The organism is Micromonospora sp. NPDC005237, assembly GCF_040607775.1.
Classification (GTDB): Bacteria; Actinomycetota; Actinomycetes; order Mycobacteriales; family Micromonosporaceae; genus Micromonospora.
Window position 1 is genome coordinate 344,465 of record NZ_JBEXHJ010000008.1, and the last position, 22,348, is coordinate 366,812.

Annotated in this window: 21 protein-coding genes and 2 tRNA genes; 9 read left to right on the forward strand and 14 right to left on the reverse strand. The window is 72.0% G+C overall.

What is annotated here, in order from left to right; translation table 11 throughout:
* Window positions 1-56 precede the first annotated feature (56 nt).
* On the forward strand, window positions 57-1,388 hold the full coding sequence (locus ABZT87_RS23540; protein ID WP_355138099.1) for an extracellular solute-binding protein: 1,332 nt from the start codon (window positions 57-59) through the stop codon (window positions 1,386-1,388).
* Between the two features lie 97 nt (window positions 1,389-1,485).
* Here the strand turns inward: ABZT87_RS23540 and ABZT87_RS23545 are convergent, their stop codons facing one another.
* The 7 genes from ABZT87_RS23545 to ABZT87_RS23575 form a co-directional block, all read right to left on the reverse strand.
* The gene (locus tag ABZT87_RS23545; RefSeq protein WP_354862718.1) at window positions 1,486-1,737 is read right to left on the reverse strand and encodes a hypothetical protein; all 252 of its coding nucleotides are present in this window, start codon (window positions 1,735-1,737) and stop codon (window positions 1,486-1,488) included.
* Between the two features lie 208 nt (window positions 1,738-1,945).
* Window positions 1,946-2,022 (reverse strand) — tRNA-Met (locus ABZT87_RS23550).
* A gap of 124 nt (window positions 2,023-2,146) precedes the next feature.
* Window positions 2,147-2,220, reverse strand: a tRNA-Met gene (locus ABZT87_RS23555).
* 60 nt (window positions 2,221-2,280) lie between these two features.
* Entirely contained in the window at window positions 2,281-2,550 is a 270-nt protein-coding gene (locus ABZT87_RS23560; RefSeq protein WP_355138101.1) for a hypothetical protein, read from the reverse strand.
* A 666-nt stretch (window positions 2,551-3,216) separates the two neighbouring features.
* Window positions 3,217-3,726, reverse strand: a complete 510-nt coding sequence (locus tag ABZT87_RS23565; RefSeq protein WP_355138103.1) for a SigE family RNA polymerase sigma factor — start codon at window positions 3,724-3,726, stop codon at window positions 3,217-3,219.
* A gap of 187 nt (window positions 3,727-3,913) precedes the next feature.
* The gene (locus ABZT87_RS23570) at window positions 3,914-6,913 is read right to left on the reverse strand and encodes a UPF0182 family protein (protein WP_355138237.1); all 3,000 of its coding nucleotides are present in this window, start codon (window positions 6,911-6,913) and stop codon (window positions 3,914-3,916) included.
* A 96-nt stretch (window positions 6,914-7,009) separates the two neighbouring features.
* Entirely contained in the window at window positions 7,010-8,023 is a 1,014-nt protein-coding gene (locus tag ABZT87_RS23575; RefSeq protein ID WP_355138105.1) for a PDZ domain-containing protein, read from the reverse strand.
* 115 nt (window positions 8,024-8,138) lie between these two features.
* Here ABZT87_RS23575 and ABZT87_RS23580 point away from each other — a divergent pair, with 115 nt between their 5' ends.
* Window positions 8,139-9,440 (forward strand): zinc-dependent metalloprotease, encoded by a 1,302-nt coding sequence (locus ABZT87_RS23580; RefSeq protein ID WP_354862710.1) that lies wholly within the window; start codon window positions 8,139-8,141, stop codon window positions 9,438-9,440.
* A gap of 93 nt (window positions 9,441-9,533) precedes the next feature.
* Here the strand turns inward: ABZT87_RS23580 and ABZT87_RS23585 are convergent, their stop codons facing one another.
* Window positions 9,534-10,142, reverse strand: a complete 609-nt coding sequence (locus ABZT87_RS23585; RefSeq protein ID WP_355138107.1) for a hypothetical protein — start codon at window positions 10,140-10,142, stop codon at window positions 9,534-9,536.
* A gap of 156 nt (window positions 10,143-10,298) precedes the next feature.
* On the reverse strand, window positions 10,299-10,829 hold the full coding sequence (locus ABZT87_RS23590) for a M48 family metallopeptidase (RefSeq protein WP_354862708.1): 531 nt from the start codon (window positions 10,827-10,829) through the stop codon (window positions 10,299-10,301).
* A gap of 526 nt (window positions 10,830-11,355) precedes the next feature.
* Between ABZT87_RS23590 and ABZT87_RS23595 the strand changes: the two genes are divergently transcribed.
* From ABZT87_RS23595 to ABZT87_RS23605, 3 genes are all read left to right on the forward strand, one after another.
* Window positions 11,356-11,523, forward strand: coding sequence for a DUF5679 domain-containing protein (locus ABZT87_RS23595; RefSeq protein ID WP_007464795.1), 168 nt, complete (start codon window positions 11,356-11,358; stop codon window positions 11,521-11,523).
* 227 nt (window positions 11,524-11,750) lie between these two features.
* The gene (locus ABZT87_RS23600) at window positions 11,751-12,863 is read left to right on the forward strand and encodes a hypothetical protein (protein WP_355138109.1); all 1,113 of its coding nucleotides are present in this window, start codon (window positions 11,751-11,753) and stop codon (window positions 12,861-12,863) included.
* Window positions 12,860-14,206 carry an AarF/ABC1/UbiB kinase family protein gene (locus tag ABZT87_RS23605; RefSeq protein WP_355138111.1) on the forward strand — a complete coding sequence of 449 codons (1,347 nt, stop codon included), beginning with the start codon at window positions 12,860-12,862 and terminating at the stop codon, window positions 14,204-14,206. The genes ABZT87_RS23600 and ABZT87_RS23605 overlap by 4 nt, the downstream gene beginning before the upstream one ends.
* 293 nt (window positions 14,207-14,499) lie before the next feature.
* Here the strand turns inward: ABZT87_RS23605 and ABZT87_RS23610 are convergent, their stop codons facing one another.
* From ABZT87_RS23610 to ABZT87_RS23620, 3 genes are all read right to left on the reverse strand, one after another.
* Window positions 14,500-14,865: a WhiB family transcriptional regulator gene (locus ABZT87_RS23610; protein WP_354861543.1), complete on the reverse strand. Its 366-nt coding sequence runs from the start codon at window positions 14,863-14,865 to the stop codon at window positions 14,500-14,502.
* A 129-nt stretch (window positions 14,866-14,994) separates the two neighbouring features.
* Window positions 14,995-15,246 carry a hypothetical protein gene (locus ABZT87_RS23615; protein WP_355138113.1) on the reverse strand — a complete coding sequence of 84 codons (252 nt, stop codon included), beginning with the start codon at window positions 15,244-15,246 and terminating at the stop codon, window positions 14,995-14,997.
* Between the two features lie 122 nt (window positions 15,247-15,368).
* Complete coding sequence (locus ABZT87_RS23620) at window positions 15,369-17,534, reverse strand: ATP-dependent DNA helicase UvrD2 (RefSeq protein ID WP_355138115.1); 2,166 nt, start codon at window positions 17,532-17,534, stop codon at window positions 15,369-15,371.
* Window positions 17,535-17,627: 93 nt separating this feature from the next.
* Here ABZT87_RS23620 and ABZT87_RS23625 point away from each other — a divergent pair, with 93 nt between their 5' ends.
* Complete coding sequence (locus tag ABZT87_RS23625; RefSeq protein ID WP_355063701.1) at window positions 17,628-17,870, forward strand: mycoredoxin; 243 nt, start codon at window positions 17,628-17,630, stop codon at window positions 17,868-17,870.
* Window positions 17,871-17,964: 94 nt separating this feature from the next.
* On the opposite strand, the gene ABZT87_RS23630 is transcribed toward ABZT87_RS23625, so the two are convergent.
* Complete coding sequence (locus tag ABZT87_RS23630) at window positions 17,965-19,263, reverse strand: MFS transporter (protein ID WP_355138117.1); 1,299 nt, start codon at window positions 19,261-19,263, stop codon at window positions 17,965-17,967.
* 215 nt (window positions 19,264-19,478) lie between these two features.
* Here ABZT87_RS23630 and ABZT87_RS23635 point away from each other — a divergent pair, with 215 nt between their 5' ends.
* From ABZT87_RS23635 to ABZT87_RS23645, 3 genes are all read left to right on the forward strand, one after another.
* Window positions 19,479-20,459, forward strand: coding sequence for a helix-turn-helix transcriptional regulator (locus ABZT87_RS23635; protein WP_354861536.1), 981 nt, complete (start codon window positions 19,479-19,481; stop codon window positions 20,457-20,459).
* Window positions 20,460-20,533: 74 nt separating this feature from the next.
* Window positions 20,534-20,773, forward strand: a complete 240-nt coding sequence (locus ABZT87_RS23640) for a DUF397 domain-containing protein (RefSeq protein ID WP_354861535.1) — start codon at window positions 20,534-20,536, stop codon at window positions 20,771-20,773.
* A 214-nt stretch (window positions 20,774-20,987) separates the two neighbouring features.
* On the forward strand, window positions 20,988-21,263 hold the full coding sequence (locus ABZT87_RS23645) for a hypothetical protein (protein ID WP_354861533.1): 276 nt from the start codon (window positions 20,988-20,990) through the stop codon (window positions 21,261-21,263).
* A gap of 124 nt (window positions 21,264-21,387) precedes the next feature.
* Here the strand turns inward: ABZT87_RS23645 and nudC are convergent, their stop codons facing one another.
* Window positions 21,388-22,347, reverse strand: coding sequence for an NAD(+) diphosphatase (gene nudC, locus ABZT87_RS23650; protein ID WP_355063705.1), 960 nt, complete (start codon window positions 22,345-22,347; stop codon window positions 21,388-21,390).
* Window position 22,348: the final 1 nt, after the last annotated feature.

Sequence of the window (22,348 nt, forward strand, 5' to 3'; positions counted from 1 at the left end):
CCTCCTGCGCCGCCTGCGTGAATGGTCCGACCCGTCCGTACGTGCCAGGAGACCCCGTGCCCGTTGTCCGTCCCCCGATCGCCCGTTTCGGCGCCGACCCGGGCCGACGTCGAGTGCTCGCCGCGCTGCTCGGCGCTCCCCTACTGACCACCGGTGGGCTGGCCGGATGCAGCGATGGCGCCGACACCTCGACCCAGGACGGGCCGATCGAGCTGTCGGTCTTCTGGTGGGGCGGGACGAAGCGGGCCGAGTTGACGGAAAAGGTCCTTCGGCTGTATTCGCAGCGCAACCCGCGGGTCAGCTTCCGGATCACCTGGCAGGGCGCCGACGGTTACTACGAGCGGCTGGCCACCCAGGCGGCCGGCGGCAACGTCCCGGACCTGATCCAGCTCGACGACGCCATGCTGACCGAGTACACCGAACGCCAGATCGCCCTCGACCTCACCGAAGCGACCGCCGATCACCGGTTGGACCTGCGTGGCCTGCCGGAGGGTCTGATCCGCTACGGCACCGTGGACGGGCGGACGATGGCGGTGGCCGCCGGGCAGACTCTCGCGGCCGTGGTCTTCAACCGTGACCTGCTGCGCGAGCTGCGGGTGCCCGAGCCGCGCGGCGGGATGTCCTGGGTGGACTACCTCGCCTGGGCGCAGCAGGTCACCGAGGCGAGCGACGGCCAGGTGGCCGGCACGATGGACGCGTCCGGCGACTACCGCGCCCTCTGGCTCTGGCTACGGTCCCAGGGCGGCGAGTTCTACCGCGGGCGGCAGCTCGGCTTTGGCGCCGAGGAGCTGATCGCCTGGTTCGAGCTGTGGCAGCGCGCCCGCACCGGGCGGGCCACGCCGGGCGCGGCCCTCGTCGACCAGGCCGACAGCGGGGAGCCGGCCCGGCAGTTGGTGGTCACCGGGTTGACCGCCGCGTCCTTCGCCTGGTCCCACCAGCTGCCGGAGCTGCAACGACTCACCGATTCCGAGCTGGGTGTGGTGGGCTTCCCCGGCCCCCCGGGCGCCCAGTGGGCGCGGGCGTCGATGTACTGGGCGGGGTTCCGGGGCACCCGCCACGCGGACACGGTGGCTGACGTGATCAACTTCCTGACCACGAACGGGGAGGCGGGCACCGTCCTCGGCCACGAGCGGGGCCTCAACGCCAGCCTCGCCGTCCGCCGCTACACCGAGGGCAGCATCACCGACCCGGCTCAGCAGCGCGCCGCCGCGTTCGGTGCCAGCATCGCCGACCAGCTGGGGCCGGCCCCCGCGCCACCGCCGAAGGGCCATCCCAAGGTGCGTTCCCTGCTGGTCACCGCAGCGGAGAGCCTCCGCGCCCGGCGTGCCGGCACGCGGGCGGCGACCTCACGTTTCCTCGCCCAGGCCAACGCCGCCCTGGCGGCCTGACCCACCGGCGGCCCACCGCCGCCAGCCACGCCCGCCGTCCGCCCCGGCCGGCCGCCGTCGACCGGTGGTCGTCGGCGGCCGGCCGGATGGGCCACGGTCAGCGCGGGGGGCCACCGCGTCGGCTGCGCGTCAGACGCAGCACCAGGAACACGATGATCGCCACCACCACGAGGCAGCAGAGCAGACCGAGGAAACCGAAGCCGCCGCCACGGGAGCGCCGCCGGGCGGCCTCCACCACCAACTCGCCGGTCCCCGTGGACGCCCAGGCCGCGACCGGCACGAAGACCGCCAGGACGACCGCACCGAGGACCGCGCTGAGCCGGCCCCACCACTTCCCGAATGAAGACATGCGCCCATCCTCGCCGAAGGACGCAACCTCAGCACGTCGGTCCACGCCGAATTCAAGCCGTTCGGGCGGCCGGAGCAGACCCGCCGCCCTTCTGCACCCTGCCCCTTGTCGGCAGCGCCCACAGGCCGACCCCCACGCGCACCGCACCCGGCCGGGAAACAGAAACCCGGCCCCATCATCTGGGGCCGGGTTCCGTGTGCACTTTCCGTGGTAGCGGGGACAGGATTTGAACCTGCGACCTCTGGGTTATGAGCCCAGCGAGCTACCGAGCTGCTCCACCCCGCGTCGACTGGTTAACCCTAACCCATCCGCCCCGACGATGATCAGCGGGGGCCTCGGCGGCTCGGGACACGGGTCCCGGAGATGGCGAAAGCCCGTCCCCGGAGATCCGGAGACGGGCTTTCAGTCGTAGCGGGGACAGGATTTGAACCTGCGACCTCTGGGTTATGAGCCCAGCGAGCTACCGAGCTGCTCCACCCCGCGTCGGCTCGTTAACCGTAGCGCACCGACCCCGGGCACCGCAAAACGACTCCGATACCGCCGTCAGCCGAGCCATTTCTCGATCGCCGCCACCGCCCGCCGGCTGTCGGCGTCGACCTGCGCGCGCTCGGCGGCGGTGTACTCCCAACCCTGCTCCCAGAGCACCGTCACCACGTCGTCGACCCGGACCGCCCGGACCAGTCGCACCTCGTACGCGCCCGGATCGCCCATGCCCTGCGGGTACGGGGCCCGCAGCTCGAACAGCACCGACTCGTCGCCGTACACCCCCGGGTCCAGCAGTCGCTGCCGCCAGGTCCTGGTGTCGTCGGGCATCCGCTGCTCCGGGCAGGCGCGGACGGCCTGACGCAGCTCCCGCAGCGCGTCGTCGGCGCGGCCGGAACGGTAGATCGCGATGCTGTGCCGGTAACTGCCGTCCGGCAGTTCCCCTGCGGGGTCTCCGGTCGCTTGTAGGCCATCGACCGGGCGCGGCGCTGCACCACGGCCGACTCGCTGGGATACCGGGTCCCGCACAGCGCCGGCAGGACCGGGCCCGGCGCGGTCGATTCCAGGCCCGTCCGGTTGGCGGCCGCCAGGACGAAGAAGGCGCGGTCCGGGATCGAGGTCGGTGGGTGGGCGGTCGCCGCGCCGGTGGGCTCGGCCGAGGGCGTACCGCTCGGCGTGGCGCGCGACGGCGTCGGGGACGAGGGCGCCGGGGATGCCGACGGCGGCGCGGACGGCGACGGGGAGGGTGGAAGAGCCGACCCGGTCGGCAGCGGGGAGGCCGGCGTGCCGGCCGGTGGTGGCAGCGGCGCGGACCCGTCGGCGGAGAACGCCAGCCGCCCCCCGACGGCCACCCCGCCGAGCAGCACCGCCACCGCCAGCGCACTGCCGGCCACCCGGACCCGGGCCCGCCGGTCGGCGTGCCGACGGACCAGCTCGGGGTGGGCCACCTCGACACCGTCGGCCACGACGGTGAGCGACCGGTACAGGTCGGAGAGTTCAGCTGACATCGTTCGCCTCCAGCTCCTCGATGTGGACGTCGGGCAGCAGTACGGCCAGCCGGGACCGACCGCGGGACAACCAGGACTTGACGGTGCCGAGCGGCACGTCGGCCTCCCGGGCGATCTCCTCGACCGGCATGTCGAAGAGGTAGTGCAGCGCCAGCGCCTGTCGCTGCGTCGCCGGCAGTTGGCGAAGCGCGTGAACGAGCAGCACCCCGTTCTCGCTCGGTGGGGGCGCGGTCGGTGGCGGCCCGCTGCGGCTCACCATCGCCCGCGAGCGGTGCAGGCGCCGCCAGCGGTCGTTCGCCAGCCGGGACACCACCAACCGCAGCCACGCCTCGGGCGCCGGATGCTCGGACAGTCGCCCCCACTGCCGCCAGGCCCGCGCGAACGCCTCCTGGACAAGGTCCTGCGCCTCGGTGTGGTCACCGGTCACCGCGTAGCCGTACCGCATCATCCGCCGGGCGGTGCTGCGGTAGAACTCGTCGAAGCTCTGTGCGTCCCTCACGCCTGCCCCCTTGTCCGCGCCCCGTTGCATCAAGGACGGCGGGAGGCGGTCGTGGTTGCGGTTCAGCGGGACAAAGCGTGTCGGAGAGGCGACAGGCCGGCATAACGTACGGACGCGACGGAGCCCCCGCCGCCAGGACCGGACAGGTCCGACGACGAGGGCTCCGTGGTGCTCCTCGGGCGGCCGGTCAGCCGCCCGTGCCGGCGCTCGGGGTGGCGGTCGGCGCCGGCGGCGCACCGCCGCTCGGCGCGCCGGTCGGGTTGGCGCCCTGCTGCGCCTGCTGGAACGCGGTGAGCGCCTCGTCCAACGCCTTGAGCGCGCGACCGTACCGCTCGAAGTCGCCGGAGGTCTGCGCGGCGCGGACCTCGGTGATGGCGGCCTGCACCCGGTCCGCGGCGGTGGCCAGCTCGCCGGCCGCCGGCGGAGTCGTGCTGCCCGGCGTCGGCGTCGCGCTCGGCGACGGGTTGGTCGGGTTACCACCCGTGGTCGGCGGCGGCGAGATGCCCTGCCCGGCCTTCTTACCCTGCTCGACCAACTGTTTGATGCCGTCGTTGATGTTGTCGGCGAGCGCCACGAACGAGCCGCCGTCCCCGTAGGAGAGCAGCACCTTCTGCAGCAGCGGGTACGCGTCCTGCTGGTTGCTCTTCACGTAGACCGGCTCGACGTAGAGCATGCCGTCGGCGAAGGGCAGCGAGAGCAGGTTGCCGTACTGCACCTGCGCCTGGTTGCTGGAGAGCAGGTTGAGCTGCTGGCGGATGTTCGCGTTGTTGGTCATCTGCTGGTGCACCTGCACCGGCCCGGAGATCCGGGTCTGGTCCGGCAGCTCCAGCACCTCCAGCCGGGGCTTCCCGTCGACGTACGACCCGGAGATCAGCGCGGCCAGGTTCTGCCGGCCGTTCGGGGTGACCGCCGAGGTGAGCTGGAACCGCGGACCCTCCTGGCCCGGGAACTGGGTGAACAGGTAGTACGGCGGCTGCTTCTGGCCGCTGTCCGGCGCGTCCGGCACGTTCGGCACCTGCCAGAAGTCCTGCGCGGAGTAGAAGTCACCCGGGTTGGTCACGTGGAACTTGGTGAGCAGGTTGCGCTGCACCTTGAACATGTCGGCCGGGTAGCGCAGGTGCTCCGTCAGCTCGACCGGGATGTCCGCCTTCGGCTTGATCAGGTCCCCGCCGAACGCCTTGTTCCACGCCTTGAGCACCGGGTCGGTGTCGTCGTACTCGTAGAGGGTCACGGTGCCGTCGTACGCGTCGACGGTGGCCTTCACCGAGTTGCGCATGTAGTTGACGTTCTCCCGGGCCAGCTGGAAGGTGCCCCGGTTGGTCAGCTCGTCGGTCGTCTCGACCTGGAGGTTGACCCGCTCGGCGTACGGGTAGGTCGCCGCCGTCGTGTAGCCGTCGACGATCCACTGCACCCGGCCGTCGACCACCGCCGGGTACGGGTCGCCGTCCAGGGTGAGGAACGGCGCGACCTTCTCCACCCGGTCCCGCGGGTTGCGCACGTACAGCAGCTTGGAGTCCTTGTTGACCGCCTCGGAGAGCAGGAAGTTCGACTCCTGCTCCTTGATGGCGTACAGCAGCCGCCGGGTGAACGAGCCGATCTTGACGCCGCCCTCGCCGGTGTAGGTGTAGGACTCGCCGCCACCCTCGCCGACGGGCCTGTCGAACTCGGCCTTCTTGTTCGGGTCGGACTGGCCGACGATCGCGTAGTCATCGGGCGCCATCCGCTCGCCGTAGTAGATACGGGGCTGCTTGGCCGGGATCTGCTCGGTCTGCGAGGAGCACGCCTCCTGGGTCCGCTCGCCGAGGAAGCCCGAGACGAAGAACGGCTGTCCGCCGCACACCACCTGGTTCGCCGGGGCGGCCACCAGGCCGTACCCGTGGGTGTAGACGGTGTGCCGGTTGATCCAGGTGTTCTGCTGGTCGGTCAGCTCGCCGTAGTTGATCTCCCGGACGCCGACGACGTAGTCGGAGGTCTTGCCGTTCACCCCGTACCGGTCGATGTCCAGCTTGGGGCCGAAGTCGTAGAAGCCCCGCACCTGCTGGAGCTGGGTGTACGTCTCGCTGACCAGCTGCGGGTCGAGCAGGCGCACGTTCGACACGACGGACGTGTCGGTGGCCAGGTTCGCCGGTGGGGTGAGGTTGCTCGCCGCGTACGGGGTGGTGTCGGTGGCGCCCAGCCCGAACGCCGCCCGCGTCGCGTCGATGCTGCGCTGGATGTACGGCGCTTCCTTGTCCTTGGCGCTCGGCTTCACCTCGAAGGTCTGCACCGCCCAGGGGTAGATGCCACCGATCGCCACAGCGGAGACGCCGAGCAGAGCGAGCGAGATGCCTGGCCACACCAGGTTCCGCATCCAGGCGTTGGAGAACACGATGATCGCGATCGCCACGACGATCGAGATGTACGCCAGGATCTCCTTCGCCGGCAGCAACGCGTTGACGTCGGCGTAGCCGGCGCCGTACAACTTGGCGCCCTCGTTGTACTCCAGCAGCATCGCCCGGCGGTCCAGCACGTACGCCAGGGCCTTGAGCAGCACGAACACCGCGACCAGGGTGCTCAGGTGAGCGCGGGCCGCGTTGCTCATCCGGTCGCCGATGCCCTGCAGGCGGACCCCGCCGAAGAGGTAGTGCACCGCCAGCGCGCCGATCAGGGCCAGCACCACGGCGGTGAAGCCGACACCGAGCAGGTAGCGCCAGAACGGCAGCTGGAAGACGTAGAAGCCGATGTCCACCCCGAACTCCGGGTCCTTGACCCCGAAGTCACCACCGTTGCGAAAGAGCAGCCACTGGTTCCACCGGCTCTGCGCGGACAGGCCGGCGAAGAGCCCGACCACGGCGGCGGTCAGCGCGATCCAGGTGCCGAGGCGCGGGCTGAGCACCATCCGGTAACGCTCCAGGGTGGCCTGCTCCACCGAGTGCGGCCGCAGCCGCGGACGCAGCCGGTGGGCCAGCCACAGGTTGCCGCCGACGACCAGCGCCATGCCGAGCCCGATGACGAGGAACAGCATCAGCCGGGTGACCAGCACACCGGTGAAGACCTCGGTGTAGCGGACCTCGTCGAACCAGAGCCAGTCCGTCCAGGCCTGGACACCCCAGCCGAGCAGGGTGAAGAGCACGAACACCCCGACCAGGACAGCGATGGTGACGCGGCCGCGCCGGCTCATCCTCGGCAGGGGGCTGCTGCTACGCATTACCACGGTTGGCTCCGCACGCTCGATGTGATCGGCTCCGATCAGGCACCCAGAGTACGGGGTGTTTCTGAACGTGTCGGGGCACGGTCACACCGGTCAGCAGCGGGTCGGCTGACCACCCGCGCGCAACGTCTCCAGAGCGGTAAGCGCCTCGTCCAGCGAGCCCACCTTCAGCAACGGCAGGTCGGGCTGCGGATTGCGGACCGCCTCGGCGCAGTTGTCCGCCGGCACCAGGAAGACCTTGGCCCCCGCACGCTTCGCGCCCACCAGCTTCTGGGCGATCCCGCCGATCGGGCCGACCGTGCCCTCGTCGTCGATGGTGCCGGTGCCCGCGATGACCTTTCCGCCGGTGAGGTCGGCCGGCGTCAGCTTGTCCACGATGCCCAGCGCGAACATCAGGCCGGCGCTCGGGCCACCGATGTCCCCCAGGTCGATGCCGAGCGTGAACGGATGCGGCTGCTGCTGGTCGATCTCGACGCCGATCCGGGGGCGGCCGTCCTGCTCCCGGCTGGTCACCGTCGCGGTGGCCGGCGTGCCGTCGCGGGTGTAGCCGATGGTGAGGGCCGTGCCCGGCGGCTTGGCCCGGATCAGCTCGGTGACCTTGGCGGCCACCGGCACCGGCTGACCGTCGACCGAGGTGACAACGTCGCCGACCCGGAGCGCGCCGGCGGACGGGCCGTCCGCGGCCACCGTCTTGATCACCACCTGCACGGGGAAGCCCAGCTCACGCAGCGCGGCGGTCTCGGCGCTGGTCTGCGACACCTTGAAGTCCTCGGCATTGCGCTGCTCGACCTGCTCCGTCGACTCCCCCGGCGGGTAGACCAGCTCGCGCGGCACCACGGCCTCGTCGTGGGAGAACCAGCCGGCGATCGCCGAGCGGAGCCGCACCGTGGGCTGCACCCCCACGGTCGTCAGCCGGAGCTGGCCGGCGGAGGTGGAGGTCTCCCGGCCGGTGACCTGGATGACCTCCTTACCGTCGGCCGTGCCGAGGGTGTTGACCGTCGGGCCCGGGCCGAGCACCACGTACGGGATCGGCACCCGGAGCACCCCGATGCTCAGCAGGGCGGTGAACAGGGCACCGAGCAGGACCGTCAGGCCACGACGTCTCATGCGCCAGAGCGTACCGATTGCTCCGGGCCCACCCGACGGATGCGCCGCGCGACTTCGCCCTCAGCGCAACGCCAGCGGCGGCTACCTGGGGCGCGGCCCGCGTACCGTAGACATCGTGCCTGATATTCCGTTCGGTTTCGCGCTCCCGGGTGGGCAACCACCAGACCCCAACGATCCCGCGCAGATGCAGCAGTTCATGTCGCAGTTGCAGCACCTGCTCTCCGCGCCGGGCAGCGGGCCGGTCAACTGGGACCTGGCCCGGCAGGTGGCGGCCAGCCAGCTCGCCGCCGCCGGCGACCCGGCGGTGTCGCCGTACGAGCGCAACGCGGTAGAGGAGGCGTTGCGCCTGGCCGACCTGTGGTTGGAGCCGGCCTCGTCCTGGCCGTCGGGCATCCAGTCCCCGGTCGCCTGGAACCGCAATGAGTGGATCTTCAAGACGCTCGACGTGTGGCGCAAGCTCTGCGACCCGGTGGCCAGCCGCATGGTCGGCGCGATGGGCGACCTGGTGCCGCCGGAGGCGCGCGCCCAGCTCGGCCCGATGCAGTCGATGGTGGCCACCCTCGGTGGCGCGCTCTTCGGCGGTCAGCTGGGGCAGGCCCTCGGCTCGCTCGCCGCGGAGGTGCTCTCCGCCGGTGACATCGGGCTGCCGCTCGGCCCGGCTGGCACGGCCGCGCTGATCCCGGCCAACATCCGCGCGTACGGCGAGGGCCTGGAGCTGCCCGAGGACGAGGTCCGCCTCTACGTGGCGCTGCGCGAGGCCGCCCACCAGCGGCTGTTCCAGCACGTCCCGTGGTTGCGCGGGCACGTGCTCAGCGCCGTGGAGATGTACGCCTCGGGCATCCGGGTCAACCGCGAGGCGATCGAGGAGGCGATGGGCCGGGTCGACCCGACCGACCCGGAGTCGATGCAGGCGATCGCCCTGGAAGGCATCTTCACCCCGGAGGACAGCCCGGCGCAGAAGGCCTCGCTGGCCCGGTTGGAGACCGCGCTGGCCCTGGTCGAGGGCTGGGTGTGCCACGTCGTGGACAGCGCGGCCAGTGACCGCCTGCCCAACGTCGTCCGGTTGGGCGAGGCGTTCCGCCGCCGCCGGGCCGCCGGCGGCCCCGCCGAGCAGACCTTCGCCGCGCTCGTCGGCCTGGAGCTGCGCCCGCGCCGGCTGCGCGAGGCGGCGGCCCTGTGGGCGGCACTCACCCAGCACCGCGGCATCGAAGGCCGGGACGCCGTCTGGGGCCACCCGGACCTGCTCCCGTCGGACGACGACTTCGCCGACCCGGTGGCCTTCGCGATGAACGACACGGACCTGAGCGAGCTGGACAGCTTCGACTTCACCGCGCCTGGTGGGGTGGAGGAGAAGGCCCCGGGCCAGTCCGACGACACCGAGGGCGACACCAACACCGACGGCGACACCAAGGCCTGACGCGCGAGCCCGGGTGCCCGCGCCACTCGGCGGCGGGCACCCGGCACGCGTCCGCGCCGCGTCACCGTTGCGGCGGGACGCAGGATTGCCTGGTCAGGCGGGGCGACCCGAGCCCGACAGCAGCGCGCGGGTGGCCTCCCAACCCTCGAAGGCCGGGTCCAGGGTGGCGAGGTCGGCCGGTCCGCGCTGGCGGCGCCAGCCGGCCGTGACGGCGACGTCCCCGGGCGCGGGAGCACCGGCTCGGGCGTCCGCCGGCGTCGCCGTGTCCAGGTCGAGCGGGGGCAACCACTCCGGCACGGGCAGTCGTACGGCCACTCCGAGCAGACCCGGCCCACCCCCCTCCACCGGCGCCACGGCGACCGACCGGGTGGTGAGCGGGCGCAGCAGCTTGCCGACGGTCAGCGCGGGCAGGTCGGGCACGTCAGCGCAGAGCACGGCCGCCTGGTCGTAGCCGTCCAACGCGGCGAACACTGCGTTCGGCGTCGGCTCGGCCACCTCGTGGACGGCGGTACCGGGCCAGACCAGCGCGTCCGCCAGTGGACGGTCGGCCGGGGTCACCGCGACGGCGACGTCCACCTCGTTGAGGGTGGCGACCAGGTCGACGACGTCCTCGGCGAGCGCCGCCCGCCACTGCGCCCGGTCGATCCCGGGCGGCGACCAGCGCACCGGCCCGAGCATCACCACCACCACCCGCCGCGCCATGACCCGACCCTAACGCCCCGGCCCGCCCCCTCGCCCGGCGCGGCCAGCCCGCACGGCTGATGATCGGCACCAGGTCGGCGATGTTGCGCTGTCCTGTCGTGGAGATGCCCCCACCTCGCCGACCTGGTGCCGATCAAGGGCACGGGCAGGGTGCGATCAGGTGGGGACGGGGGCACAGGACGCGGCGGCGACGCCCTCAAGGTAGCCGCGGGCGCGCTCCGACTTGGGGTAGCGGCCGACCAGCGCCCAGAAGCGGGCGTTGTGGCTGGGCACGATGAGGTGCGTCAGCTCGTGCAGCAGCACGTAGTCGATCACCCAGTCGGGCATGTCCTGGACGCGGTGCGAGATGCGGATGCTGCGGTCGGCGGGCGTGCAGGAGCCCCAGCGGCCGTTCTGGTTGGTGACCCAGCGGACACTGGCGGGCACCGCCTTCGCGCCGTACCCGCCGAGGTATTGGTCGATCAGCCGGTTGGCCCGGGCGACCAGTTCGTCGTCCGAGCGGGCGAGCCGGCCCTCGCGGGCGGCGAGTCGCGCCAACATACGGTCGACCCACTCGCTCTCCTCGGCCCGGGAGAACTGGTCCGGGATGAGGACGACCACCCGCTCACCGTCACGGTACGCAGACACCGTGCGTCGCCGACGCTGGCTGCGCCGCACCTCGACGACCGGCTTACGCGTCCCCGCCATCACTGGCCCGCGCAGCCTCGGCTACGTGTCACGAAGGAAAGCTAATGCGTACTGACCAGGAGTCCGCAAGAGTCAACCGCACGACACGCGCCCAAAAAATGGTGTTTGGTCGCCCCACGTCCCGAAAATTTCTTGGGCCGGTCGTCGCCGGGACGTCGCCGGGACGTCTCGTCACCCACCGTGTACGTCGACGGCGCGGCAGCGCGCGGGCTCCCTCCACCGTAGGTGATCACCGTGCTCGGCGCTGCCGCGGGGGCACTCGCACGGGTGGCTGTGAGGGTTTGGTCGGCGTGTCCCCGCCAAACTGACTTATCCGACCTAATTCGCCATGCACACTCTCGACGTCGACTTGCTCACAGGCCGATGCACAGCTGACATGGAACTGCCCAGACCTGGGTAGGGTCCGCGGACCAGCGGTCACGAGGGTGGCCGTGGAGTGAGACCCAGCGCCGGCGCCCCGTGTGGCCCGCCGCCGGGCACCCCGCCGGGACCGTATTGACCGGCGGACGAGACGAGGAGGGCTACCGTGGCCGACCAGGCCCAGACCTACAACGGTTACTGCGTGAAGTGCAAGGAGAAGCGGGACTTCGAGGGGCACGTCGAGGTCTCGAAGACCGGAATGAACATGGCCAAGGGCAAGTGTCCGGTTTGCGGCACAACAGTGAACCGGATTCTCGGCAAGGCCAAGGTCTGACCGTACGGATCGACGGGGGGCGGGACGGCCGTAGTGGCCGTCCCGCCCCCCGTCGCGGTCCTTAAGAAGGGCCGCCGCGGACGTCGGCCAGGCTGTCGGGTGACCGACAACAACGCCCAGTGGCCTGTGGATAACCCGCCAGATCCTGTGGACAAGGCTGGATACAGCCCCGGCCACCTGTGGACAACGATCGACCGAGCGCAGGGAAGCGGTCACGATTCGTCACCATGAGTCGTACCGCGCTGCCCCGCCCCACGCTCCTTCCCGGCCTCAGCCGGCTCTGGCGGGATCGGCACACCCTCCAGATCGGTGTCGGCCCGGGGCCCGCCGTGCTGGTGGAGCTGGCCAACCCGCGTACCGCTGCCCTGCTCGATCTGCTGGACGGCACCCGCAGCGAACGGGACGTGCTGACCCAGGCGCTCGCGGCCCAGGTCTCCACCGACGACGCGCGTACGCTGCTGGACGCCCTGCGCGCGGCGGGTCTGCTGGTGCCGGCGCACAGCCTGCTCCCCCGCGACCTGGCCGGGCCGGTCCGGGCCCGGCTCGCCGCCGAGGCCGGAGCGTTGGCCCTGGTCGCGGCTCGGCTGCCCGGCACTCCCGCCCAGGTTCTGCGTCGCCGGCGGGCGGCCCGGGTGCTGCTCACCGGTGCCGGTGCGCTCGGCGGGCCGCTGGCGGTGGCGCTGGCCCAGGCCGGCGTCGGACAGGTGATTCCGCACGTCACCGGCCCGGTGCGGCCGATCGACCTGGTCGGGACGGGCATCCCCGCCACCGAGCTGGGCCGGCCGCTGGCCCCGGCGATCCGGGCGGCGGTCGACCGTGTCGCGCCGGGCACCGGCACCCACCCGGTCCGGGCCGTCCGGGTGGATCTGCTGATCCAGCTCGGCACGGACCGTCCGCCCGCGCTGCTCGCCGCCGGTCTCGCCCAGCGCCGTCAGCCGCACCTGCTGGTGACCCTGCGCGAAGGCGTACCGGTCATCGGGCCGTTGGTCCGTCCACCCGCCGGGCCCTGTCTGCGCTGCGTCGAGCTGCATCGCGCCGACCGCGACCCGGCCTGGCCGGGGCTCGCCGCCCAGCTCGCCACGGCCGAGCCGGTGGCCGCCGGCGCGACCGGCACCCTGCTCGCGGCCATCGGGTACGCGGTGGCGGAGGCCCTGGCGCACCTCGACGGCGGCCACCCCGAGACACTGGGCGGCGCCATGGAGATCACCGGAGCGGGCCGGTTCCGCCGCCGAGGTTGGCCGCCGCACCCGGCGTGCGGGTGTTCGCCGAGCCGGGTGTACGCACCAGCCCGGCCGCACAGCAGCAGCGGAGCCCTCCGGTCGGTAACAATGGCGAAGTGACCGACATCCCGCGCCGGGCCGTGTCCCGGACCGCCAAGCTCGCCGCTCTGCCGCTCGGCTTCGCCGGCCGGACCGTCCTCGGCATGGGTAAGCGTGTCACCGGGCTCGCCTCCGACGTGATCTCCGCGGAGATCCAGCAGCGCACCGCCGAGCAGTTGTTCAGCGTGTTGGGCCAGCTCAAGGGCGGGGCGATGAAGTTCGGCCAGGCGTTGTCGGTCTTCGAGGCGGCCCTGCCGGAGGAGATCGCCGCGCCGTATCGGCAGGCCCTGACCAAACTTCAGGAGGCCGCGCCGCCGCTGCCGGCCGCGAGCGTGCACAAGGTGCTCGCCGAGCAGCTCGGCCCCGACTGGCGCGACCGGTTCGTCGAGTTCAACGACACCCCGGCGGCGGCGGCCAGCATCGGGCAGGTGCACCGGGCACGCTGGCGCGAGCCGGGTTACGGCCCGTCCGGCGAGCCGAACAGCCGCGACGTGGCGGTCAAGATCCAGTACCCGGGGGCCGGTGACGCGCTCCTCACCGACCTCAAGCAGCTCTCCCGGCTGGGCGGGATGTTCCGGGCGATCCAGCCCGGCCTCGACGTCAAGCCGCTCCTCGTCGAGCTGCGTGAGCGGATCACCGAGGAGCTGGACTACGAGCTCGAGGCCGAGTCGCAGCGCACCTTCGCCGCCGCGTACGCCGACGATCCGGAGATCTTCATCCCGGAGGTGGTCTCCGCGTCGCCCCGGGTGCTGGTCACCGAATGGGTGACCGGCACCCCGCTGGCAGACATCATCTTCGACGGCACCGAGGAGCAGCGGGACGAGGCCGGCCGGCTCATGGCCACGTTGCACCTCTCCGCGCCCCAGCGGGCCGGTCTTCTGCACGCCGACCCGCACCCGGGAAACTTCCGGCTGCTGGCTGACGGCCGGCTCGGGGTGATCGACTTCGGTGCGGTGGCCCGGATGCCCGAGGGCACGCCGGAGCCGATCGGCCGCATCGCCGGGCGGGCCCTGCGCGGCGACGCGGACGGGGTGGTGGCGGGACTGCGGAACGAGGGGTTCATCGGTTCCACCGACGAGATCGACGCCGAGGGTGTCCTCGACTTCCTCCGCCCGATGCTGGAGCCCATCGCGGCCGACGGGTTCCGCTTCACCCGGGCCTGGCTACGGGCCGAGGCGGCCCGGCTGGCCAGCCCTCGCTCCCCCACCTACCAGCTGAGCAGGAAGCTCAACCTGCCCCCGTCGTACCTGCTCATCCACCGGGTGACGCTCGGCTCGATCGGGGTGCTCTGCCAGTTGGAGGCGAAGGCGCCGTACCGCAGCATCCTGGAGCGCTGGCTGCCGGGCTTCGCGCCGGTCGCCTGAGGATGTGAGGAAGGGCGGGTGCCGGTCGGCACCCGCCCTTCTGCGTGGGGTGGTACTAGAGAACGCCCAGGTCGCGCGCCGACTGGTTGCGGCCGTTCATGGCGACGGTACGGGCGGATCGGGTTGCCTCAGTGCTCGTGGTGGTACGACCGGCCTGAGGCCGGGGCATTCGAGCCCTGGTCAACGCTTCGTGGAGTAGTTGCATCTCGAAGGCTCCACTCGGAACGTTCAACATCGTTTTCTCACTCACTGCCGGTGTGCCACCGGCGTAGTTGGTACGGGTCGGGAACATGTCAGGCTGCCAGCCGGACCGCGCCACGCACCTCGGACAGCCCAGTGGCTGCCAGGCGCGCCTCGGCCTCGACCCGGAGCTCCGCGTCACGAGCGACGTCCTCCTTGCGCGGACGGCCACGGGGCCGCTTGCGCGGGACGACCGCGCCACGCTCGAAGATCTCGCCGCCCCAGACGCCCCACGGCTCCGCTCGCTCCACCGCCCCGGCCAGGCACTCGACGCGCAGCGGGCAGTCCCCGCAGAGCGACTTGGCCAGCTCGAGCTCGGCAGGCGAGTCGGAGAACCACAGGTCGGGGTCGAACTTCCGGCAGGGCAGGTTCGCCTCCAGCTCGACGCTCACATCGAGGGGGGCCAACGCCAGACTCATCTCCCGGTCACCTCTCTCTCACTTCGATCTCGTGGATCGCATTCCGACGTACTTCGGCGGGGCAAAAAACTGAGGCCGCGGATCCCGGTAGCGGGTTCCGCGGCCTCGAGGTGAGCCGGTGTCTGAGGATCAGACCGGTCTACCTCGAGGTGGAACGCCGCGGACATCCGTGCGCTTCTTGGCGCCATCGATGCCCATGCCCGTGAAGCCACTGGTCCCCTCGACTCCGGCGATCGGCGCAACGGTCAAGTTCAGCTCGGCCTGAACCTGGTGCACCTGCGGAACCGACGGTCGTGCGGCCGCAAGGGCCACCCGGACAGCCGACAGCGGAGCGGGGACAGACGGCATCGCCGTCAGACGCTCATAGGTGAAGATCTCCACGGTGGCCACCTCCCTCACGTTCCTCGAATCGACTGGACCAACCCCCGTGAGCAGCCGGAATGGCGCCGCTCGCGTGGTGTGTTCTGAGGCTATTCCTCGCCCGGGGGCGAGGGCAAACGAATTTACGACGAGATTTCGAAAGTTTTCTCCGGGCAGACGTCGTCCACCCCCGCGCCCTGCACGAGCGCCAGCACCGACTCCCCGTAGAGGCCCAGTTTGCGGGGGCCGATGCCGGCGATGGCGATCAACTCTTCCGGCCGGCCGGGCCGCCGCTCGGCCAGCGCGGTCAACGTGGCGTCGGTGAACACCACGTACGCCGGGACCTTCTGCGCGCCGGCCACCCGCTGGCGCCACTCGCGCAGGCGTTCGTGCAGCTCATCGTCGATGTCGGAGGGACAGGTGGGGCACCGACCCAGTTTGCGGTCGGGGCCGGCGAGCAGGGTCGCGCCGCAAATCCGACAGGACACGATCTGCGTCCGGCGCCGTTCGGGGCGGCGCGCCGGACCGGTGGAGACGCCCGCCCGCTCGGTGCCGCCGGAGCGGTCCAGCTGGGGCAGGAACCGCGACGGCCGCCGGGCACGGCCGCCCGACGAGCGCGCGGCGGCGTACGACAGCCAGAGCCACTGCCGCGCGCGGGTGATGCCGACGTAGAGCAGCCGGCGCTCCTCCTCGACCTGCTCGACGGTCTTGGCGTACGTGGTGGGCAGGGTGCCCTCGGCGAGGCCGACCAGGAAGACCGCGTCCCACTCCAGCCCCTTGGCCGAGTGCAGCGACGCCAGCGTGACCCCGTCCACCGTCGGCACGTGCTGCTGGGCGGCCCGGCGGGCCAGTTCCTCGGTGAAGTCGGTGAGGGTGACCGGGCGCTCCACCGACGCCGCCTCGCCGATCGGCACCACCTCGGGGGTGGCCGCGTACTCCTCGGCGAGCTGGACCAGCGCGGACAGGGCCTCCCAGCGCTCGCGGGCGGCGCCACCGGCCGGGGGCGCGTCCGGGGCCCAGCCGACCGCGGTGAGCGCCTCGACCACGGCGGTCGGCAACGGGGTCTCCCCGGGGATCGAGCGGGTGGCCGACCGCAGGGCGACCATCGCCTGGCGCACCTCGGTCCGCTCGAAGAACCGCTCCGCGCCCTGCACCACGTACGGCACGGCGGCCTCGGTGAGCGCCTTCTCGTACGCCTCGGACTGCGCGTTGACGCGGAACAGCACGGCTATCTCCTTCGCCGGGGTGCCCGCGTCGATCAGTGACCGGCAGCGCGCGGCCACCGCGTTCGCCTCGGCCGGCTCGTCGGTGAAGATCCGCAGGTCGGGTTCCGGTCCCGGGGGGCGCTGCCCGCTCAACTCCAGCCGCAGCCGCGCCTCGGCGCCGCGGGCCTGGGAGATCACCGCGTTGGCCAGCCCGACGACCTGCGGGGTGGAACGGTAGTCGCGAACCAGCCGGACCACTGTGGCGTTGCGGTGCCGGCGCGGAAAGTCGACCAGGTACGACGAGGTCGCCCCGGTGAACGAGTAGATCGTCTGGCTGGCGTCGCCGACCACGGTCAGGTCGTCCCGGCCGCCCAGCCAGGCGTCCAGCAACCGCTGCTGGAGCGGGTTGACGTCCTGGTACTCGTCGACCACGAAGTGCCGGTACTGGCTGCGGACCTGCTCGGCGACGTCCCGGTGCTCCTCGATGCCCCACACCGCGGCGCGCAGCATGTCCTCGAAGTCGATCACCCCGTTGGAGCGCTTGAGCTGCTCGTACGCGGTGAACACCTCGGCCACCTTCGCCGGTTCGTGCGGTGTGTCCCGCAGTGCCCGGGCCGCCGACACCACGTAGTCCCCCGGCTCCACCAGCGACGACTTGGCCCACTCGATCTCGCCGGCCAGGTCCCGCGCGGCGGCCCGGTCGGTACGCAGGCCGACCCGGGCGGCGGCGAGGGTGACCAGCCGCACCTTGCTGTCCAGCAGCTCGGGCATGGCCCGGCCGGCCAGCAGGCGGGGAGCGAAGTAGCGCACCTGCCGCAGCGCGGCGGAGTGGAATGTCCGCGCCTGGACACCGTGCGCCCCGAGCAGAGTGAGACGGTGTCGCATCTCGGCGGCGGCCCGGGCGGTGAAGGTGACGGCGAGCACGTGCCGGGGGGAGATCTCCCCGGAGAGCGCCCGGTGGGCGATCCGGGAGGTGATCGCGCGGGTCTTGCCGGTGCCGGCGCCGGCGAGGATGCAGACCGGGCCGGCGGGTGCGGTCACCGCGGAGCGCTGCTCCGGGTCCAGCCCGGCAAGTACGCCTTCCGACGCTGAGTGAACCACCACAACCAGGAATCATCTCAGCTCCTCCGGACGTTGTAGCGGACAGCCTCGGCTTGATCCGCAAGCCGGCGGTCAGAGGAGTTGGAGGATCCGACCATGCTGACGATGTATTCCACCCCCTGGTGCGGCTACTGCCACCGGCTGAAGTCGCAGCTCGACCGGGAGGGCATCGGGTACGAGGTGGTCGACATCGAGCGGGATCCGGAGGCCGCGGAGTTCGTGATGAGCGTCAACGGCGGCAACCAGACGGTGCCGACGCTGCGCTTCGCCGACGGCAGCGCCCTGACCAACCCCTCGATCACGCAGGTCAAGCAGCACCTGGCGACCCTCAGCGCCTGACCGGCCGGGTCACCTCTCGACGAACGGCCGCCCGGATCCGGGCGGCCGTTCGTCGTGTCCGACATCCGTCACCGTTCGTCGTGTCCGACATCCGTCACCGTCGGGGCGGTCGCCGGGGTCCGGTGGCCACCGGCGCGTCGATGTCGGCGTCGACCGGGCGGCGCGGGGAGGGGAGGGTCGGGCGGGTCGGCGGTGTGGGCCCACGGCCGCCGGCCGGCGCGCTCAGGTGCCGGCCCCGCCACAGGTAGACGCCGGCGGCCAGCGTGGCCACCCCGACCAGCAGGAACAGGGCCCGGTAGTCCAGGACGCCGACCAGCAGGGCACCGGCGCCGATGGAGAGCGCCTGCGGGCCGCTGACCAGCGCCTGGGTGGCCGCCGCGACCCGTCCGACCAGCCCGGGCGGCGTACGTCGCTGGATCAGCGTGTGCAGGCCCACCATCGTCAACGGCAGCGAGACGCCGGCCAGCAGCACCGCCACGATCCCGAGCCGCAGATCGGGGTAGGCGAGCGCGAGCGCGGCCGGGGAGAAGAAGGTCACCCCGGCGGCCAGCGTGCCGATCTCACCGAGTCGGCGGACCAGCGCCGGTGAGCAGAGCCCGCCGAACAGCCCGCCGACGCCCTGCACCATGACCAGCACGCCCACGAAGGCGGCGTCCCGATCCAACCCCTGGTCGACGTAGGCGAAGATCAGCGATTCGCTGAAACCCATCACCAGCGATCCGAGCCCGTAGCCGAGCAGGGCCCGGCGCAGCGCCGGCTCACCGGTCAGATGCCGCAGGCCGGCGCCCAGCTCGGCGGGCCACCGCAGCCGCACGGTCGGCGGCGTGAGCGCCGGGCTCGGCACCGCGGTCACCACCGCGGCCGCGGTCACGAAGCCGACCATGCCGATCCCGGCCAGCGCCCACCCGCCGAGCGCCGCGTAGAGCGCCGCGCCGGCCAGCGGGCCGACCAGCCGCAGCCCCTGGCGTACGGTCTGCAGCACGCCGTTCGCCTCGGCGAGCAGCTCCACCGGCACCAACTGCCGGATCAACCCGCTGAGCGCCGCGCCGAGCGTGATGGACGACAGGCCGTAGAGGGCCGCCACCAGGTAGACGAGCCAGACGTCGCCCGCGTCGCGGACGGTGAACAACGGAGCGAGCAGCAGCGCGGTGACCACGTTCGCGGTCACGAAGAAGGGCCGGCGCGGGTACCGGTCGACGAACCAACCGACCAGCGGCGCCAACGTCATCGGGGCGATGACGGCGAAGATGATGCCGCCGGCGAGCCCGTTGGAGCCGGTCAGGTCCTTGACCCAGATGGCGAGCGCGAGCAGCAGGATCGACTCGGCGGTCATGCTGGCCAGCAGGCCGCCGAACAGCAGGCGGAAGTCGGGTCGGCGCAGGACGGTGCGCATGGGGTCCCTCCGGCGGGATGGCGTGCCCGGCTGGGCGGTCGACGGGGCTGGGACCCGGGGTCCGTCGTCGTCCGGCGTATCCGTGGTCCATTTTTCGACAAGACACGCCCCCGCCGGAACCTCCGACGCCGGTCGCGCCGTCCATACTGACCGTGGGGGGCGAATTTCATACAGTTACCGTCGCGTCTGCGGCGGTCGACGGGAAAGAGGACACTGTGCCTCCTGCCGCACCCAGCCCGATCATGCGTCGCCGACGGTTGGGCATCGAACTGCGCAGCCTGCGCGAAGCCGCGGGCCTCACCGGTGACCAGGTTATCGAACGGATCGGTTGGGCGTCCGCGTCCAAACTGTCCCGCATGGAGAACGGCCGCAGCCGACCGGACCCGCAGGATGTCGGCGTTCTGCTCGACCTCTACGGGGCCGACACCGCGTCGCGCGAGGAGTTGCTCGCGATCGCCGGTGAGGCCGGCGACATGCGCGGCTGGTTGAAGAACTTTCCGGTGATGACGCAGCAGCAGCGCAGTTGGGCCGAGCTGGAGGCGGGCTGCGCGGAGATCTCCGAGTACAACCCGGTTCTGGTGCCGGGTCTGCTGCAGACCGCCGGGTACGCGAAGGTCCGGATAGTCTCGGCCCGCCAGGTGAGCGAGGGCGCCGGCGAACCGGAGCCGACCGACGAGCCGGAGACCGAGGTGCAGGCCCGGTTGGCCCGCCAGTTGCTGCTGACCCGCGAGCCGCACGCGCCGAGCTACACCGCAGTGCTGGAGGAGGCGGCCCTCGGCCGCCGGGCCGGCCCGCCCGAGGTGCTGCACGAGCAGCTGCACCAGCTGTGCGAGCTTGCCCTGCTGCCCAACGTGACTTTGCACCTGCTTCTGCGGGACACCCAGATCGGCGATTGGTACCTTCCGCCGACCGCCTTCTCCCTCTATCGGTTCGCCGATCCGCTCGATCCGGAGACATTGGCCATCGAAGGGGGGTTCACCGACGTCATGTCGACCGAGGCAATCACGCTAAATCGCTATAAAGTGGTGTTCGAGTGGCTATGCACGGCGGCACTAGACGCCTCGGACACCCTCTCCTGGCTGATCGAGGCGACGGGACGGCTGACCGGGGCGACGCCCCCATCCACAGTGGCGTTCGGGCCGGCAACGGCGCCGACCCAACGCCGCCGGGCCTCGGGGCGACTGACGGATCGGTGATCCACGGGGGACCCTCCGTCGGGGCGTGCGGCACCACTCGTCCCATCGGATCGGTTCACATCAGGAGCAGAGCCATGAACGACATCCACAACACGCCGTCCGTCTCCGCCAGCTCGTTGGCGGACGCCCCGTGGCGTACCAGCACCCGCAGCCAGACCTCCAACTGCGTGGAGGTCGCCCCCCTGGGCACCGGCCCGTCGGCTGTCGCGCTGCGCGACAGCAAGGACCGGGGCGGCCCGGTGCTGCTGTTCAACCGGGCCGGGTGGCTCGGCTTCATCGCCGGGGCGAAGACGGGCCAGTTCGACCTGAACTGATCCTCCTGACCGGGGCGGGGCCGTTGGCATGGTGCCGGCGGCCCCGTCGCCTTGTTCGGCGGCAACCCCGCTGACCAGGCATCCGCCGATCGGACGAGGCTCGGAAACAATAGGCGCGTTTCACTTGCTGGGATGAACACGGGGCGTAACATGACCCACGAGAACGTGGAACTTCCACACTGGCTCATTCGTCGCGGTTCATCCGGAGACCCTTATGCGGTTCCTGATCGTTCGCACCGACATCCGCACCGTCGCCGACGGGGACATCGCCGCCGCCTGGGCGGACGGCCATGGCCTCCGCGACGAGACGACCACGCCGGAACCGCGCCGGCAGACCGTGCACGCCGAGGACCGGGACGCCGCGCTGCTGCTGGCCCGGGCCCTGTCGACGGTCGGCGCGGTGCGAGCCGGCAAGCAACGGGTCAAGGTCCTGCCACTCGGCGAGCCGCTGCCCGTCTTCCGGCGCAGACCCGGCCGCACCGGCACCTGACCCGAGACGTCCGTCGTGGTCGGCTCGGCTCCCCCGCCGCGTCCATCGCTCCCACCGACCACGACGGCCCGTGTTCCCGGCCCGTGACCGCCGCGGCAACGGCGGCCACGGGCCGGGACCGTGCTCAGTGGTCGGCGTCCACCCAGCCGTCCAGCCAGCGATGGATGAGGAACAACGCGATCGACGACGGCGGCGGCAGGATCAGCCGAGCCCCGTCCCCCACGTCCACGGCCCTTCCCGCACACGCGGCCCCGATCTCCTCGCGGCTGAACCACCTGGCGTACGCGATCTCGGACGGGTCGACCTGCACCGGATCCGCCGGGTCGGCGGTGGCCAGGAAGCCCAGCATCAGCGAGCCCGGGAACGGCCAGGCCTGGCTGCCGACGTACCTGATCCGCTCGACGGAGATGCCCACCTCCTCGCGGACCTCGCGCAGCACGGCGGCCTCCGCGGACTCCCCCGGCTCGACGTATCCGGCCAGGCAGGAGTAGCGCCGACCACCCGGCGTGCCCGGCCAGCCGGCGTTGTTGCCGAGCAGGCAGCGCCCCTCGGGACCGTCGACGCCGTCGTGCACCAGCACGATCATCGCCGGGTCGGTACGCGGCCAGATCCGCGCACCGTTGCGATCCACCCGGGACCAGCCGGCCTCGTCCATCACCGTCGGCGCGCCGGTCGCCGTCGAGTAGCCGTGCCGGGTGTGCCAGTTGAGCAGCGCGAGCGCCGTGGTGAAGATGCCGGCCTCCCGATCGCCGAGCAGGTGGCCCACCTCCCGCAGGTTGACCGCCCGGGTGCCCGGCACCGTCGGCAGCGGCGTGTCGAGCGCGAAGACCGGCACCCCGTCCGGCTCGACACCGAGGAACATCGCCGTCGACTCGGCGCCGGCCGGCACGTCGGCCGCGCCGAACAGCACCAGCGCGGGAGGCGACACGTCGGTACGGGCGAGCGTCCGCCCGTCGTTGGTCGAGTCGAGCAGCAGGATCCGGCCGCGCAGCCACGCCTCGGTCAGCCACTGCGCGTCGCCCCGCCGATGCGCGGCGCGATCCAGCGTGGACCGCGCCAGCGGCGGCGCCGTCTCCCCGCTCACG

Coding starts and splice junctions, on each gene's coding strand:
- ABZT87_RS23575 (WP_355138105.1), bottom strand. CDS start 8,023: ATGAGACGTCGTGGCCTGACGGTCCTGCTCGGTGCCCTGTTCACCGCC.
- ABZT87_RS23570 (WP_355138237.1), bottom strand. CDS start 6,913: ATGCGTAGCAGCAGCCCCCTGCCGAGGATGAGCCGGCGCGGCCGCGTC.
- ABZT87_RS23610 (WP_354861543.1), bottom strand. CDS start 14,865: ATGAGTCTGGCGTTGGCCCCCCTCGATGTGAGCGTCGAGCTGGAGGCG.
- ABZT87_RS23600 (WP_355138109.1), top strand. CDS start 11,751: ATGAGTCGTACCGCGCTGCCCCGCCCCACGCTCCTTCCCGGCCTCAGC.
- ABZT87_RS23625 (WP_355063701.1), top strand. CDS start 17,628: ATGCTGACGATGTATTCCACCCCCTGGTGCGGCTACTGCCACCGGCTG.
- ABZT87_RS23585 (WP_355138107.1), bottom strand. CDS start 10,142: ATGGCGCGGCGGGTGGTGGTGGTGATGCTCGGGCCGGTGCGCTGGTCG.
- ABZT87_RS23630 (WP_355138117.1), bottom strand. CDS start 19,263: ATGCGCACCGTCCTGCGCCGACCCGACTTCCGCCTGCTGTTCGGCGGC.
- ABZT87_RS23590 (WP_354862708.1), bottom strand. CDS start 10,829: ATGGCGGGGACGCGTAAGCCGGTCGTCGAGGTGCGGCGCAGCCAGCGT.
- ABZT87_RS23560 (WP_355138101.1), bottom strand. CDS start 2,550: ATGCCCGACGACACCAGGACCTGGCGGCAGCGACTGCTGGACCCGGGG.
- ABZT87_RS23545 (WP_354862718.1), bottom strand. CDS start 1,737: ATGTCTTCATTCGGGAAGTGGTGGGGCCGGCTCAGCGCGGTCCTCGGT.
- ABZT87_RS23640 (WP_354861535.1), top strand. CDS start 20,534: ATGAACGACATCCACAACACGCCGTCCGTCTCCGCCAGCTCGTTGGCG.
- ABZT87_RS23645 (WP_354861533.1), top strand. CDS start 20,988: ATGCGGTTCCTGATCGTTCGCACCGACATCCGCACCGTCGCCGACGGG.